The following is a 16674-nucleotide window of genomic DNA, read 5'->3' on the forward strand; positions in this document are numbered from 1 at the left end:
ATCAGACTCCTACAGCCATCAGGATAAAGAGCGCCAGCACAAGGCCGTGCAGCAGCCAGCCGGTCGTTCCGCTGGTATCGCTCACCCCGTGCAGGGCGCTGGCCAGATCGAGCTGCGGCTGCTTGCGATAGAGCGGCGCGCAGAGTTGGCGCAAGGTGTGGGTGACACCGCCGGAGGTGAGGCTCATGCGCTCCTCATAGGCGTAACCACAAGCCCACGGGGTGCCGGCGTGACGACGACCCAGCTTGGGGCCCTTGAAGATGGCCAGTACCAGCAACGGGATGAGGAACAGCCCCAGCAGGGTGATGGCGATAACGGGCGGGGAGAGGATCGCTTGTGAGCTGTCGAGTGGCAGCAGGGTGGCGCCGGTGGCGACACTCATCTGGCTGGCAACGAGTGCCTGACCATAGCTGGCGATATGGGGGGCAATCCAGGGGGCGCCCAGACCCAGCACCAGACAGACGGCGGCCAGCAGCAGGGTACCTGCCACCATGGCGCCCGGCACTTCGCGGGCGTGGCTAGCGTGTTCGCTGCGCGGGGCACCGCAGAAGCAGATGCCATACACCTTGACGAAACACATCACCGCCATGGCACCGGTTACTGCCAGCATCACTACCGCGAGCGGCGCGACGACAGAGGTGCCGAGTTTGGTCATGGAGAGCAGGGATTGGTAGATAAACCACTCGCTGACAAAGCCGTTGAGCGGCGGCAGCGCCGAGATGGCCATGGCACCGATGAGGAACGCCAGCGCAGTCCAGGGCATCAGTTTGGCGAGGCCACCCATCTTGTCCATGTCACGGGTGTGCAGGCGGAACATCACAGAGCCGGTGCCCATAAAGAGCAGGCTCTTGAAGATGGCGTGGTTGAGCAGGTGATAAAGCGCGCCGAGCAGCCCCAGCACCACCAGCGCGGGTTGTTGGTTGGCGATGCCGATCATGCCGATCCCCATCCCCATCAGGATGATGCCGATGTTCTCCACCGTGTGGTAGGCGAGCAGTCGCTTGAGGTCATGCTCGGCCAGCGCAAACAGCACCCCGAGCACTGCCGAGCAGGCACCGAAGATCAGCACCACATAGCCCCACCAGAGCTGGCTGGCGCCGAGAAAATCGATGCTGACCCGCAAGATGCCAAACAGACCCAGCTTCACCATCACGCCAGACATCAGCGCCGAGATATGGGAAGGGGCGACGGGCTCGGCCACCGGCAGCCAGCCGTGCAGCGGCACGAAACCGGCGCGCAGGCCAAAGCCGCAGAAGCTGAGCAGGAACACCAGCGAGGCCAAAGCGCCCGCCAGATGGTGTTCGCGCAGCGCAGCGAACTCCAGCGAGCCGCTTTCACGGCAGAGCAGCCAGAAGGCGATCAGCACCAGCGCCATGCCGATATGGTTCATCACCAAGTAAAGCCGGCTCTGTTTGGCAGCTTCCGGGTTGGTTTTGACCAGCCAGTAGGTAGTGAGGGTCACCAGCTCGTAGCAGAGCAAGAAACCGAGCGCGTTGTCGGCCAGTACCATGCCCACCATGGCGAAAAGGAAGAGGTTCATCAAGGCGCCGATGGTGACATCGCCCTTGCCCTGATACTCGCGAATATAGGCAAAGGAGTAGAGGGCAACGGCGACACCGACAGTGCTAATCACCAGCAGCATCAGCGCGGCAAGCATGTCGAGATGCACCGAGCCCAGCAGCCAGAGTTGGCCGTCGACGGGGGCGCCTTGGGCAAAGATCTGGATGGCGGCGACCAGACCCGCGATCGAGCCCAGCAGGGCAAGGCCGCTATTGAGACGGTTGGCCAGTGCGGGCAGCTTTTGCAGCAGCAAACCGGCGGCAGCGCCCAGCAAAAAGAGCAGGAGCGTGGCCATTACAAGGGGGGACAACATCAGCGAGCTCCCTCTGTGGTGGATAAATCGGATGCAGGGAGCGCCGTGGCAGGCGCCGAGAAGGCGGAGGCCCCTTGCGGGTTGGTGTCGGCCGCTTGCTGGCGACGGATACGGGCGGCGCGTTCGGTGTCGCCGTCATTGACCAGCTTCAGTGCCTGGGAGGGGCAGGCACCAACACAGGCCGGGCCATCGGCGCGAAACTCGCACAGGTCGCACTTGACGGCGATGCTGCGCACCCCCGGCTCCCAGCTCAGCAGATCTTCGCCAAAGCAGCGCAGGCCAGCGGAGGTGGAGGGGTTGCTGGAGCGGATGGAGCAGGGGATATAGGTGTCGTAACTGGTGGCCACGGCCACCGGACGGCTGCCGCCGCTCTGGATGGCGCCAAAGGGGCAGGCCACGGCGCAGAGATTGCAGCCGATGCAGAGCGACTCGTTGAGTTGCACGCAATCGCCGGTTTGGCGAATTGCCTCGACCGGGCACACCTTGATGCAGGGGGCATCGTCACAGTGACGGCACTGAACCGGCATGGTCGCCTGCTCGTGTCGCATAACGGTTAAACGGGGGGCTTGCTGCAAACCTTGCGCCTTGTGTACCTCGCTGCAGGCCGCCATACAGGTGCCACAGCCGATACAAAGCTTGGGGTCAGCGATAACGAAGCGGTTCATAGCCTACCTTGTCGTGTCGCGAACGGAGAAAGTAGGGGCAGGTTGGCAAGATACGGGCCAGAATGGTTCTTACAGATAAATTGGTTTTAAGTGGCTGTTTTTAAATGAATAAAAATCTTTGCGTGGTTGAGTGAACGCACTGATGTGGCTGTCGAACTGTGACGTTCGTCACTTGTGACGAAGCCGCCAAGAGGGTTCGTCACCTTGGAAAACGCAGCATGAGTAGGGTGCAAAGAACGAAGTGAATTGCACCGCTCTCCAACATATGTTCGCGGTGCACGGCGCTGCGCTTGTTGCACCCTACGGCGGTGGTCTGTTCGGATAGAGGCCGTCTGTTTTGAAACCGTAGGTTCGATTAGCGAAGCGTAATCGGACGCACGAGAACGCAAATATATCGGCAGCATGCCGGGAGCAGGGGGCAAAGAATGGAATGAACTGTACCGTTTACAGCATATGGTCGCCGTAGTTTGCCCCCTTCTCCCCTTGCGGGAGAAGGGCTGGGGATGAGGGGGCGGTAATCGGGGTTAACGGGAAAGAAGAGGGAGGCCAATGCCTCCCTCTCTCTTGCTGACGTTTTCTATGCCAATAAGAGGCCATCAACCCGCCATCAGATATCCACCTGCGAACCCAGCTCGATAACCCGGTTGGGCGGGATCTCGAACTGATCCGGGGCCCGCAGGGCGTTGCGCTGCAGCAGCATAAAGAGCTTGCCGCGCAGATAGAGATACCAGGGGCGGTCTTTCATGATGAGCGACTCGTGGGCCATAAAGAACGAGGTCTCCATCATCCGGCAGCTCAGCCCCTCGGCGTTGCAGCGGTGGAAGATCTCCTCCACGTTCGGAGTCTCGCGCCAGCCGTAGCTCGCCACTACCCGCCAGAAGGTGGGGGAGAGCTGCTCGATGCAGACCCGGCGCACATTGTGGACGTAGGGCACATCCTCCACCCGCAGGGTGAGCAGGATGATCCGCTCGTGCAGCACCTTGTTGTGCTTGAGGTTATGGAGCAGCGCATGGGGGATCACATTGACCACCCGCGACATATAAACCGCAGTGCCCGCCACCCGGGTCGGCGGGGATTTCTCCAGCGAGGCGATCATCGGCTCAAGGGAGTTGCCGTGCTCGTTCAGGCGGCGAATAAGCTGGAAACGCTCGCTCTTCCAGCTGGTCATCACGGTGAACATCACCGCGCCCAGAGTGAGCGGCAGCCAGCCACCGGAGAAGATCTTGGCGAGGTTGGCGGCAAACAGCGGCACGTCGATACAGAGCAGCGCGGCAAACAGGATGGCCACCAGATACTTGTTCCAGTGCCAGCTGTTCTTGGCCACCGAGCAGGAGAGGATGGAGGTGAGCACCATGGTGCCGGTCACCGCGATGCCGTAGGCCGCCGCCAGATTGCTGGAGTGCTCGAAGCTCATGATGACGATCACCACCGAGATATAGAGCATCCAGTTGATGACCGGAATATAGATCTGGCCGGACTCCTGCTCGGAGGTGTGAACGATGCGAATGGGGGAGAGATAACCGAGGCGCACCGCCTGCCGGGTCAGCGAAAAGACCCCGGAGATCACCGCCTGCGAGGCGATCACCGTCGCCATGGTCGCCAGCAGCAGCAGCGGTACCAGCGCCCATTTCGGCGCGAGCAGGAAGAAGGGGTTGGCAATGGCGGCGGGATTGCTCAGCAGCAGCGCACCCTGACCGAAGTAGTTGAGTACCAGCGAGGGCAGCACCACGATAAACCAGGCTAGGCGAATGGGATTTTTGCCGAAGTGGCCCATATCCGCGTAGAGCGCCTCCACCCCGGTGATGGCCAGCACCACGGCGCCGAGGGCAAAGAAGGAGGTGGTCTGGTACTGGACAAAGAAGCGCACCGCCCAGATGGGGTTGAGCGCACCCAGCACCTCGGGGTTGTGGATGATGCCGCGAAGCCCCAGCACCGCCAGCGTCATAAACCAGATCAGCATGATGGGGGCAAACAGCTTGCCCACCATGGCGGTGCCATGTTTCTGGATGGCGAACAGCAGGGTCAGCACCAGCACCGAGAGGGTGACGATATAGGGGTCGAGGGCGGGGGTGAGAATGCTCAGACCCTCGATGGCCGACATCACCGACATCGCCGGTGTGATCACCACCTCACCATAGAAGAAGCTGCCGCCAATCAGGCCGAGGATGATCAGCAGCGGCGTCCAGCGGGTGGAGGCGTTGCGGGTCGCCAGCGACATCAGGGTGAGAATGCCACCCTCGCCGGCGTTGTCGGCCCGCATCACAAAGGAGAGGTACTTGACCGACACCACCAGGATCAGCAGCCAGAAGATCAGCGAGAGAAAGCCGAGAATGGAGGCCGGCTCGACGCCGAACCCGAATTGACCTGACAGGCACTCGCGCAAGGTATAGAGCGGGCTGGTGCCGATATCGCCATAGACTACGCCAATCGCCGCCAGCATAACGCCGGGAGTGGCTTGTTGTTTATCACAGTTCATGAGTTCATCTTGTCAGTTTGATGTTTACACGTTTGCCAACGCACAGCTGCCCGACCTACCAAGAGAGTCGTGATATTTAATCGGGAGAGAATAAATGGATTGCGATGGGAAAGGGCGCTAACGGAATAGTGATCTGCTTGTCATGGAACACAGTCTGTTCATCTGTCATTAAGCTTATAATGACACACACTCTGCGGGACTATGCTCAGTTATAAATAATCAAAAGTTCAATTTGAGTAAGAGAATTAATTATCCGGCGATTGAAATAGGCCGCGACAATGCAGGCAACTGTTTGTTTTATCTAGCGAAGTGGTTTGGCTACTCTCTTTTACCAAAATGGATAATAAATAGACGATAAAGTAATCGCTAATTAAATGCTGGCAGGATGGCAAAGGGGAGGGGGGGAGCAATGGAGTCTTTATTTGGGTGGGGAAAATGTAGGGTGCAATGAACGAAGTGAATTGCACCGCTAATTAAATAAGTAAGAGTAGAGGTGCAATGCGCAGTGCATATAGTATCTCACTGCTCTAGTCTTTTTGCTATGAAGATTGCTTTTTATGTAATAACTCTTTCATCTGCGATATTGTTTTCATCGGATTTGTTCGATGAATCATTCTGTGACAATTAGAGCAAATTACTGCCAAATCAGAAATCTTTGTATCAACTTGCTTTTCGGCATCGGCAAGTTTCTTGAGATGATGAACCTCACAAAAATCCTCGCCTAGAGCACCATAAAAAGAGTGAAAATCAAAATGGCATACTTCACATATAAGTGCGCCAGTATTTTCAAGTGTCTGCTTTTTTTTAAGATAAACAAGTTTCTGATTTCGCTCTCTTTTCATATGTGCTAAGAGTCTAGGATTCCCTTCAATGGCAGAAAAATCTATATCAGGTATATTGTTACTTACATCATAATTTTCAATAAATTCAAAAATTGGTCTAGTGTATTCCTCACTTTCTTTAGTGTTAGCGTACCAAATATTACTTTGTCCAATACCTCCCTTTACTGCTCTGGGGATCATGAGGGACCGCTGCCACATTGGTAGCAAAGTCACGTTATCCTTATGAGCTTGAATACGGAAAATGTTAATTTCATTACTTTTATGTTTTGTACTTACAACATTTAATGTCTGTTCTCGCCTGAATACCGTTGCGTTTTTATACCAACCTATGACGGCTGTTCCACCAGCATCTGGCCCAGCAGTCCAAATAACTAATACATTGTCTATTGAATCATCATCTTTAGATGCGCCTAAGTTTTCCAGTTTAATCTGTCCTGTTGGTCTAACATAGCCAAAAACTTGATCTCCAACTATCGTGAAATTACATACTTCATGTCCGATATCATTCTCGTTATAGGCACCTCCTCGTTCAAGAGTATCGCCTTCAATACCATCATATCGACTCATCCAACCTACATTACAGAATAAAAACTTCATTTTTCCTCCTAAAAATAAGATTACCTATAGGGCGTGGTGCAGTATATACGCACTTTATTTAGGCTTGTTTTCTGGATTCTGTTTATTTGTTGCATTCGAGACAGCAGTAATCATTTGTGTTACTTGTTCAACGATCTTTGGTTCAAAATTAGAAGTTTCTACTTTGGTAAATGCACTATCACTATTTAAATTCCAGTTTTCAAAAATAGCTTTCATATCGGATTGGGAAACGTTATTACCATAAACCTCTAAGTAAAATTTACCAAAGTTAATGGCATGCATTCGGTCACTACGTTTTAGTGATTCATGCATATATGCGTTACCTAGATTATATGCATGTTTGGCCCAAGCTCCGAATAGTGTAACCACTATTAACCCCTTTAACAAAAGGAAGGAAAAGAAAAACCAATCAATATTTTCCTTGGCTGCTGAATGGAATGCTATTCCGCCGTAAATTAATGCACCTATAGCAGATAGGATAGCTAATCCTAAAGCTATAGAGCCCTCTAAATTCCAGTTTTTAGATTTTTTAGAGAATTCATTCTCTTTTTTTTCTAAAACATCAACAGCAGATTTGACAAATTCTGGCACTTTTAATTCTATTTTTTCTTGTACTTGTTTTTGATATTCCTCTTGTAGTTGTCTAATACTATCTTTTAGTTCTAACTCACGTTTTACAAAGCTACTTTCAATACTTTTTAATTTGTTTTGACGTTGGTGGAAATCTTTTTCAGCAATAGATATTTGATTTCGTAAATGTTCTAGTTGCTCAGTTAATTGTTCTTCTCTAGCTCGTTGGCGGCGCTCTAAGTAGCGCTCTTTATCTTCAAGTTCTTTTATACGATCAAAAGCATCTTTCTCAATTGAATTTTCAAACTTTTGAGTTAAATAGTGCTTATAGTTATCCTCGAGATCAGACTCCTCTTCTGCAATTTCTAGAATCATATGACGATCTTCAATTGGTAGCATTTTAAGCAATCTATCTCGTACATCTGAGCTAGTGCTGCGAATAACACGAATCAAGTTATCTCTACTAATAACTCTAAGTAATTTAGCTAGGGAATTTGTTGAACATAATAACAAAACCTTATTTATGGTTCGATTGCTAAGAGTTGAAAAAAGTCTATTTGCAGCATCTTCATTAAGGTTGGAAATTAATACCTGCATCCCCTTTTCGGGGAGATGCCCCATAAGCAGTGACAATTCTTTATCGTTGCTACTAGTAATCAACTTGTTTAGTTGACTAGGTTCCATTAATCGCCATATTTCACTTAAGTCGTTACGTGAGATATTACTAATTCTTATGTTTGTTTCGTGAGTCATAGTTGCCAAATTAATTATTTTTAAAAAATATTCCAGACATTCTGAAATATGCTAATAGGGTTTTGTATCAAAAGGAATATTTGATCAAGCACTAGGCTATTATAAAATCGCTAAGTAACTCATGTGGCTAGTGAACGACCATTTTTCTCATACTTAGCAAATTTTTTCTGGCCATTATTTTTAGAGCGTTAGTGATCACCTTTATCATTTTCTAGCATCGCTTCGTTGCATCTAATCCACATAATTTATCACTTATCTGATGAAAACGATCCCAGCGAAGCTGGTTGTCAACTGGAGCATGCTATCCAATCGGGTAGGGGGTACCAAGGGCAATCGGCGCATAATCTGTCCAAGATCAATAAATTAGTCATTGATTGGTTGTTGTTTGTTCGCTTGAGCTGAAAGGGCAGGGTGATAGCCTTTGTCAGCCGGTGTCGAGCTCGTCACTTTTGTCGTGTCGATCACACTTCCCACCCCGTCGTCACCCTCGTCAGAGGTGATAAACAGCACGCTACGTTTTCTAATTACTTCTTTATTTTCAGTTGCTTGTGATTTTTTATCGCGCCATTCCCCCGTTTTGGTCTGATAAATGCTTTGTGGGGGGCTGGCCGCCTCTTTGCCTGTCGGCGGGCGGCCCGGTGTAACGAACCATTTAGGATCCTTCTCTATGAACAGCTTCGTGATTGCAGATCCCAGTCTCTGTATTGGGTGTCGTACCTGTGAGGTGGCCTGCGCCGTTTCACACCAGTCAGGGTCTTGCAGCGGGACCCTTGAGCGGGAGGGCGGCCTGCATCTTGCCATCGAGGATGGACATCTGGTCTCCAGGGACAGCTACTTTCAGCCGCGTCTGAAGGTGATCGTGGGCAGCAAGGTGACCACGCCGGTGCTTTGCCGCCAGTGTGAAGACAAGCCGTGCGCCATGGCCTGCCCGAACAATGCCATCGTCAGCGAGGATGGTTGCGTCAAGGTGTTGCAGGAGCGCTGCATCGGTTGCAAGTCCTGCGTGGTGGCCTGTCCTTACGGCGCCATGGCGGTGGTGCTCAAAGAGGTGGCACCCGCTGCCGATTCGCTCTTCAAGCGTCCGCAGACCAAGGCGCAGGCGCTCAAGTGCGATCTCTGCCGTCACCGCGAGGCGGGCCCGGCCTGTGTCGAGGTGTGTCCGACCCAGGCGCTGCGGCTGGTCACGCCGGAGCATCTTGAAACCCTGAACCGGCAGAAGCAGCTGGCCAGTGCCGAGGCACTGCTGGCGATGCCGGCACGGGTGTGAGCGGGCTTGCCGAGCCGTTTTTCGTTAACAAACAAGAGTGTGAGTCATGAAAAAAGTCATTACCGTGTGCCCCTATTGCGGCACCGGTTGCAAAATCAACCTGCTGGTTGAAAACGACAAGGTGGTGGGTGCCGAAGGCGTCAACGGCCGGACCAACGAGGGGCAACTCTGCCTCAAGGGCTATTACGGTTGGGATTTCTTGAACGACACCAACCTGCTGACCCCCCGTCTCAAGAGCCCGATGATCCGCCGCGAGCGCGGTGGCAAGTTCGAGGCGGTCTCCTGGGACGAAGCCATCGAGTTCGCCAGCAGCCGTCTCTCTGCCATCAAGGCGAAATATGGCCCGGACGCCATCATGACCACCGGCTCTGCCCGTGGCCCGGGCAATGAAGCCAACTATGTGATGCAGAAATTTGCCCGTGCGGTGATTGGGACGAACAACGTCGACCACTGCGCGAGGGTGTGACACGCACCCTCAGTCTCCGGTCTGGAGACAACTGTAGGCAACGGCGCCATGAGCAACGCCATTCCCGAAATTCAAGAGACCAAGTGCCTGCTGGTGTTTGGTTACAACGCTGCTGACTCTCACCCCATTGTTGCTCGCCATATCCTCAAGGCGAAGGCAAACGGGGCCAAGGTGATTGTGTGTGATCCCCGTATGGTGGAGACCGCCCGCATCGCCGATCAGTGGCTGCCGCTCAAAAACGGTTCCAACATGGCGCTGGTTAACGCCTTCGCCAACGTGTTGATCAATGAAGGGCTCTACAACCAGGCCTTTGTCGCCAACTACACCGAAGGGTTCGAGACCTTCAAGGCGACCGTGGCCAAGTACACCCCGGAATATGTCGAGGGGATCACTGGCCTCAAAGCCGCCGATATCCGCGCCGCCATTCGCACCTATGCCGAGTCGCCTGCGTCCATGATCCTGTGGGGCATGGGGGTGACCCAGTACGGTCAGGCGGTGGACGTGGTCAAGGGGCTCGCGGGTCTGGCGTTGCTGACCGGCAACTTCGGTCGTCGCGGTACCGGCTGCGGGCCGGTTCGCGGTCAGAACAACGTGCAGGGCACCTGTGACATGGGGATGCTGCCGCACCAGTTCCCGGGTTATCAGTCGGTGGCCGATCCCGCCATCAGTGCCAAGTTCGCGAAGGCGTGGGGCGTGGAGTCACTCTCCCAAAAGCCCGGCTATCGCCTGACCGAGCTTGGCCACAAGGTGGAGGAGGGCAAGTGCAAGGCCTTCTACATCTTCGGTGAAGATCCGGCTCAGACCGAAGCTGACTTGGGTCAGTTCCGCCGCACTCTGGCGGGGATGGAGCTGGTGATCGTGCAGGATATCTTCATGACCCAGACCGCCGAGATGGCCGACGTCATTCTGCCCGCCACCAGTTGGGGCGAGCACGAAGGGGTCTACAGCTCGGCGGATCGCGGCTTCCAGCGTTTCTACAAGGCGGTGACGCCCCCTGAGAACGTGAAACCGGACTGGGCCATCTTCTCGTTGATGGCGACCGCCATGGGTTATCCCATGGAGTACCACAACACCGAAGAGATCTGGGATGAGATGCGTGCGCTATGCCCGCTCTACGCCGGGGTCAGCTACGACAAGATGGCCGATCTCAAGAGCGTGCAGTGGCCTTGCCCGACCGAGGATCACCCGGGCACCAGCACCCTGTTCGAGGGGAATGTGTTCACCACCCCGAGCGGCAAGGGTCAGCTGATTGCCTCCGAGTGGCGGCCGCCGCTGGAGCAGCCCTGTGCCGAGTACCCGCTGGTGCTCTCCACCGTGCGCGAGGTAGGTCACTACTCCTGCCGCTCCATGACTGGCAACTGCTCGGCGCTGCAAACCCTGGCCGATGAGCCGGGCTATGTGCAGATCCACCCGAGCGATGCCAAAAAGCTTGGGGTGAAGGATCAGGCGCTGGTCTGGATCTCGTCGCGCCGTGGCAAGGTGATCACCCGGGCCAACTACAACGACCGGGTCAACGCCGGTGTGGTCTATATGACCTATCAGTGGTGGATCGGGGCCTGCAACGAGCTCACCATCGAGCACGTCGATCCCGTCTCCCACACGCCGGAGTACAAGTACTGCGCGGTGAAGATCGAGCGCATCGACAATCAGCCTGAGGCGGAAGTGTACGTCCAGACTGAATACAGCGCGCTCAAGGCGAAATTGCGCAGCGCAGCCAAAGGCTGACCCGCCCTAAAAAAGGACGTTCTGCACAAATAAGGGAACCCGACTCGGATTTATCGAGTCGGGCACCCTTTTATTACCCAAAAACAGGGGATAAATGATGCAACATGAAATTGGTCGCTTATTCGGAATTTTCTATATTGGCACCTATCTGGTGGCGATATTGCTGGGAATAGGTTGCTATATTTGGCGCGACGAGATGATATTTCTGCTCGGCTTCGGTTTTTTCGGCTGTTTTATGGCAGCACGGCTCGCCATGGGCAGCGTATTTTCCGCCTTGAGTATTTCCAGTGCCTGGCTGATCGGGTTTATCTCCACCACCTTGATCAACTGCCTGCTGCTGGGGGTGATCACCCTGCTGATCTACCTCACTCACCAGAGCGTCACCACCGAGCTTGCCGACAACGCCAGCTGGCTGCTGCTCGCCTTTCAGGGCTTCTCCGCGCTCTTTATTCTGGGCGGTTTGAAGTGCTGCCACACCCGTCTTGTCACCTCGTGAGTGGTCACCGGATCGTGTTTCGAATGATGCCTTTATTGCACAGCAAAGGGGAGACGACAGAGAGATCTGACAGTTGACAATGGCCCCTTGTGCGGCCACCAATCCATTATTCAATCCGCGATGTAATTATTGCCTGAATATGGCAACCAGATATATTAAATCGGATTGTAATGAAATTTGAGCTCATCTATGATGAGTCGCCATTCCAATATATCCCCCGATAACGATGTTACTTTTTGTTGTCGTTCGTTAATAACAACTCTGGAATTGCAACATGCGACAATTTTCGTCACCGCTTTTCTTATTGGCAGCCGCTTTTACGGGCTGCGGCTATTTATTTTGGTGACGAGTGCTTGTCGTGATGCGATGGCATGGACAGCCTGACTGGTGACTAAATCGATATAACGTGAGGCCGCAATGCTAAATGTGAGTGCCATCCCCCTGGACGAGATCTCTCCCATCTGGGACGACGGTTTCCTCCTGCTCTCCAAATCCCTCCTGTCGGCCGTGACGCTCGATGATTTTATCCACAAACTCAACAAGATAGATGCCAGCTTCGGCGGCGTGACCCGGGTCAACCTGATCCTCAACATGGGTGCGGACGAGGAGGCCATCTTCTATTTCATGGGACATTCCGGCCCAAAGCATCTGGTCTGCCCCAAGGCAGAGCTGCACCTCTCCCCCCGTCCTACCAAAGAGACCCCGGAACAGGCCATCATTCTCGCTGCCGCCCGCTTTGAGAATCGCTGCCCGGATCTGGATCGCGAAGGGGTCTACGGGGGGCTGCGCTCCTACTGCCAGCTCCCCATCACCACCGCCCGCAGCCACCTTGGCGGGGTCGAGTTTATCAACACCCAGCTCGACAGCTTCACCATGGAGACCCTGGCCAAACTGACCCAGCTGGCGGCCATTATCGCCATTGCGTTGGAGAACGTGCTCGACAAGGAGCGCACTCTGGAGCAGGCCAACTCCCTGCGCCTTGAGCGCGACAGCTGCAAAATTCTGGTGGATGTGACCAACGCGGTAATCAAACTGGTGCGCATCGCCGAGCTGCCCAAGAGCCTGTTTGCCATCCTGCATCACCACTTCGGCATCAGCAGCTTGTGTCTGGCGGAGTACAACGCCACCTCCGACAGCTTCAAGAGCTATCTGGTCAATCAGCACCAGAGCGATCAGCCGGGCATCATCGATCACTCCTGTTTTGAAAAGAAGTGCCTGCAGGGGGCCCTTGGCCACAGCGAGCCGTTTTTCGTCTATCGCGAACACGGCCACGGCTGCAGCAATCGCTGCCGCTTTACCTCCCAGATCCTGCCGCCCGAGGCTGACAGCTCCTGCATTTTGCCGCTGCGCTATCGGGGCAACCTGCTGGGGGTGTTGATCCTCTCGCACCCCCATGCCGACTTCTTTGCCGATATCGATATCTCCTTGCTGGAGCAGGTGGCGGCGCGCACGGCCATTGCCATGAACAACGTGCAGGCGCAGCAGGAGATCTCCAACACCAACGGCGCCAAAGAGAAGACCATTCGCATCAACGAGCCGCAGATGCAGGGGGAGTTCCCCCACATCATCTACCAGAGCGCGGTGATGGAGAGCGTGCTGGAGAAGGTGCGGCTGGTGGCCGAGAGCGACAGTACCGTGCTGATCCTCGGCGAGACCGGCACCGGCAAGGAGCTGATCGCCCAGGCCATTCACGCCCTGAGTACCCGCCACGATCACGAGATGGTAAAGGTGAACTGCGCCGCCATCCCCACCGGCCTTATCGAGAGCGATCTCTTTGGCCACGAGAAGGGGGCCTTTACCGGCGCCCTGACCCAGCGCATCGGCCGCTTCGAGCGGGCCCACAAGGGCACTCTGTTCCTCGACGAAGTGGGGGATATGCCGCTGGACTTGCAGCCCAAACTCTTGCGGGTATTGCAGGAGCACGAACTGGAGCGGGTCGGCAACAGCAATCCTATCGCGGTGGATGTGCGGCTGGTGGCCGCCACCAACTGCGATCTGCTCTCCATGGTCAAGAACAAGCGTTTCAGAAGCGATCTCTACTACCGCCTCAACGTCTTTCCCATCGAACTGCCGCCGCTGCGGGAGCGCCGCGAGGATATTCCGCTCTTGGTCAATTTCTTTATCAAGAAGATCGCCAAGCGGATGCGCCGCACCATCACCTCGATCCCCGCCGATGCCATGAAAATGCTGGTATCGCTCCCCTGGTACGGCAATATCCGCGAGCTGGAGAACGTTATCGAGCGCGCCGTGGTGATGACCCGCGGCCATGTGCTCAACCTCTCGCCCGATGAGCTGATGCCCCTCAAGGGTTACCACAAGATTGAGACTCTGGTTTATGACGAGCCCGCCACGCCGCTCTTTGCCGAGGAGGGGCCGATTAATGAGCGCGAGGCGATCATCGCCGCCCTGCGCGACTGCAACGGCATCGTGGCTGGCGAGCGGGGGGCGGCCAACCGCCTCGGCATGAAGCGCACCACCTTGCTTTCGAAAATGAAGCGGCTCGGCATCTCGGCCAGAGACCCCGAGATCATTGACGGGGTTGCCCCATGAGAGAGCTACTTGAGCTGGAGGCGCGGGGCGAGCTTAGCGAGCAGAGAGAACAGAACGAGCTGGCACGCTGCGCTATCCACCGCGAGGTGGTGCACTACCGCGCCGATACACTGACCTGCGACAGCGAAATGGCGCTCCCCTCCGAGACGCCGGTGGCGCTGGTCTACAACGGCATCGCCCACAGCGTGATGATGTGCTCGGCCTCCGATCTGGAGGATTTCGCCATCGGGTTTTCGCTATCCGAGGGGATCATCGACAGCCTGCTCGATATCCACGACATCGAGCAGCATGACGGCTGTCAGGGGATTGAGCTGCATATCACGTTGGCCAATCGCTGCGTTTATCGCCTCAAAGAGAAGCGGCGCACGCTCGCGGGGCGCACCGGTTGCGGCATCTGCGGCAGCGAGAGTCTGGAGCAGGTGATCCGCACCCAGCCAAGCTTGCCCGACAGTCAGCGTCTGGCGGTGGGCCATATCGACAAGGTATTGAGCGCGCTGCGCCCGCTCCAGTTGCTGGGTCAGCGCACCGGCGCTACCCATGCGGCAGTGCATCTGGATGGTGAGGGCAATATTCTCGCCATCCGCGAGGATGTGGGGCGCCATATTGCGCTGGACAAGCTGGTGGGCCATCTGTGCCGCACGGGTCGGCGCGACGGTGCCATTCTGGTGACCAGCCGCGCCAGTTTCGAGATGGTGCAAAAGTGCGCCAGCGCCGGGGTCGAGATCCTGCTCGCCATCTCTGCTGCCACCGAGCTTGCGGTCGAGCGGGCCGAGCAGACCGGGCTCACTCTGGTGGGCTTTTGCCGCCCAGGGCGGGCCGAGATCTACAGCGGGTGCCAGCGCATTCTGCTTAAGTGACTGCAAGAGTGAGAGTCTGCTACAGGGCTTATAAAAACTGGTAATGAAAAAGGGCGGGGAGTGTGACTCCCCGCCCTTGTTGTATCTGCTGCTGTGGCGGATTAGCGCGCCAGCAGGATACGCAGCATGCGGCGCAGCGGCTCGGCAGCGCCCCACAGCAGCTGGTCACCCACGGTAAAGGCGGCCAGATACTCAGGGCCCATATTGAGCTTGCGCAGACGGCCCACCGGAATGCTGAGGGTGCCGGTGACGGCAGCCGGAGTCAGCTCGCGGGCGGTGATATCGCGATCGTTGGGGATCACTTTTACCCAGTCGTTGTGGGCAGCCAGCAGGGCTTCGATCTCCGCCAGCGGCACATCCTTTTTCAGCTTGATGGTGAACGCCTGGCTGTGGCAGCGCAGGGCGCCGATCCGCACGCACAGACCGTCCACCGGAATGACGGCATTCTCGATACCCAAAATCTTGTTGGTCTCGGCCTGACCTTTCCACTCTTCACGGCTCTGGCCGTTGTCGAGCTTAGTGTCAATCCAGGGGATAAGGCCACCGGCCAGCGGTACGCCGAAGTTGTCCACCGGCAGGGTGCCGGAGCGGGTCTTCTCGGTGATCTTGCGCTCGATGTCGAGAATGGCGGAGGCGGGATCCGCCAGCTCGACCGCCACTTCGTCACGCAGCATCCCCATCTGGGTGACCAGCTCGCGCATATGGCGGGCACCGCCACCAGAGGCCGCCTGATAGGTAGCCACGCTCACCCACTCCACCAGATCGGCCTTGAACAGGCCACCGAGGGCCAGCAGCATCAGGCTGACGGTGCAGTTGCCGCCAACGAAGGTCTTGATGCCATCGTTCAGGGCCTGCTCGATGACATCGCCGTTGACCGGATCCAGAATGATGACGGCGTCTTTCTCCATCCGCAGGGAGGAGGCGGCGTCAATCCAGTAGCCCTGCCAGCCGGCGGCTTTCAGGCGCGGATAGACATCCTTGGTGTAGTCGCCGCCTTGCGCGGTGATGATGATATCCTGCTTGGCCAGCGCTTCGATATCGAAGGCGTCCTGCAGAGTACCGGCATCGACGCCGAAGTTGGGAGCGGCCTCACCGGCCTGGGAGGTGGTGAAGAATGTGGGTTGAATATGGGCGAAATCCTGCTCTTCCTGCATCCGGCTCATCAGAACCGATCCCACCATGCCACGCCAACCGACCAAACCTACTTTTTTCATATTGTCCTACCCTGGATTGCTGCTAAAGAAACTCGCGGTGACACCCGTAACCCCTTGTCTGGCGACGCCTGTTTACAAGCGGTTTACAGGCCATTTAAAAAATATGCGCTGCGAAAAATGCGTCTATCCACATTACGGATTGTGGCGGCTTGCGCAAGTCGAATTGCGCAATATTCTGTGCCGTTTGCTGCATTAACCGGCAGCCAGAGCACCGCTCAGGCAGACGGGCAGGGAGAAGGTCAACATCAGACGAAAAGGCCACCGTTTATGGTGGTGGCCTGTCAATAAAGTGGTTGAGAACGTCCTCTGCTGTTGTCTGAGGG

At 55.7% G+C, this 16674-nt stretch carries 11 protein-coding genes; 5 read left to right on the forward strand and 6 right to left on the reverse strand.

Going from position 1 to position 16674, the window contains the following annotated elements; translation table 11 throughout:
- Position 1: 1 nt before the first annotated feature.
- The 5 genes from hyfB to NOM06_RS04805 all read right to left on the reverse strand — a co-directional run bounded on the left by hyfB (position 2) and on the right by NOM06_RS04805 (position 7707).
- Positions 2-1873 carry a hydrogenase 4 subunit B gene (gene hyfB / locus NOM06_RS04785; protein WP_255910072.1) on the reverse strand — a complete coding sequence of 624 codons (1872 nt, stop codon included), beginning with the start codon at positions 1871-1873 and terminating at the stop codon, positions 2-4.
- Positions 1873-2538, reverse strand: a complete 666-nt coding sequence (locus NOM06_RS04790) for a 4Fe-4S dicluster domain-containing protein (RefSeq protein ID WP_043170826.1) — start codon at positions 2536-2538, stop codon at positions 1873-1875. The genes hyfB and NOM06_RS04790 overlap by 1 nt, the downstream gene beginning before the upstream one ends.
- A gap of 607 nt (positions 2539-3145) precedes the next feature.
- Positions 3146-5014 (reverse strand): low affinity potassium transporter Kup, encoded by a 1869-nt coding sequence (gene kup / locus NOM06_RS04795; RefSeq protein WP_013723794.1) that lies wholly within the window; start codon positions 5012-5014, stop codon positions 3146-3148.
- 539 nt (positions 5015-5553) lie between these two features.
- The gene (locus NOM06_RS04800; RefSeq protein ID WP_255910074.1) at positions 5554-6453 is read right to left on the reverse strand and encodes an HNH endonuclease; all 900 of its coding nucleotides are present in this window, start codon (positions 6451-6453) and stop codon (positions 5554-5556) included.
- A gap of 54 nt (positions 6454-6507) precedes the next feature.
- Positions 6508-7707, reverse strand: coding sequence for a magnesium transporter MgtE N-terminal domain-containing protein (locus NOM06_RS04805; protein ID WP_255910076.1), 1200 nt, complete (start codon positions 7705-7707; stop codon positions 6508-6510).
- Between the two features lie 736 nt (positions 7708-8443).
- Here NOM06_RS04805 and NOM06_RS04810 point away from each other — a divergent pair.
- From NOM06_RS04810 to fdhD, 5 genes are all read left to right on the forward strand, one after another.
- Complete coding sequence (locus NOM06_RS04810; protein WP_005333302.1) at positions 8444-9043, forward strand: 4Fe-4S dicluster domain-containing protein; 600 nt, start codon at positions 8444-8446, stop codon at positions 9041-9043.
- Positions 9044-9089: 46 nt separating this feature from the next.
- Positions 9090-11234 carry a formate dehydrogenase subunit alpha gene (fdhF, locus tag NOM06_RS04815; RefSeq protein ID WP_255910078.1) on the forward strand — a complete coding sequence of 715 codons (2145 nt, stop codon included), beginning with the start codon at positions 9090-9092 and terminating at the stop codon, positions 11232-11234.
- A 97-nt stretch (positions 11235-11331) separates the two neighbouring features.
- Positions 11332-11730, forward strand: coding sequence for a hypothetical protein (locus tag NOM06_RS04820; RefSeq protein WP_370688907.1), 399 nt, complete (start codon positions 11332-11334; stop codon positions 11728-11730).
- Positions 11731-12147: 417 nt separating this feature from the next.
- Entirely contained in the window at positions 12148-14280 is a 2133-nt protein-coding gene (locus NOM06_RS04825) for a sigma 54-interacting transcriptional regulator (protein WP_255910082.1), read from the forward strand.
- Positions 14277-15137, forward strand: a complete 861-nt coding sequence (gene fdhD / locus NOM06_RS04830; protein WP_255910084.1) for a formate dehydrogenase accessory sulfurtransferase FdhD — start codon at positions 14277-14279, stop codon at positions 15135-15137. The genes NOM06_RS04825 and fdhD overlap by 4 nt, the downstream gene beginning before the upstream one ends.
- A gap of 101 nt (positions 15138-15238) precedes the next feature.
- On the opposite strand, the gene asd is transcribed toward fdhD, so the two are convergent.
- Positions 15239-16351 (reverse strand): aspartate-semialdehyde dehydrogenase, encoded by a 1113-nt coding sequence (gene asd, locus NOM06_RS04835; RefSeq protein ID WP_005345266.1) that lies wholly within the window; start codon positions 16349-16351, stop codon positions 15239-15241.
- Positions 16352-16674 lie beyond the last annotated feature (323 nt).

This window comes from Aeromonas sp. JL9, from assembly GCF_024436075.1.
Taxonomy (GTDB): domain Bacteria; phylum Pseudomonadota; class Gammaproteobacteria; order Enterobacterales; family Aeromonadaceae; genus Aeromonas; species Aeromonas veronii.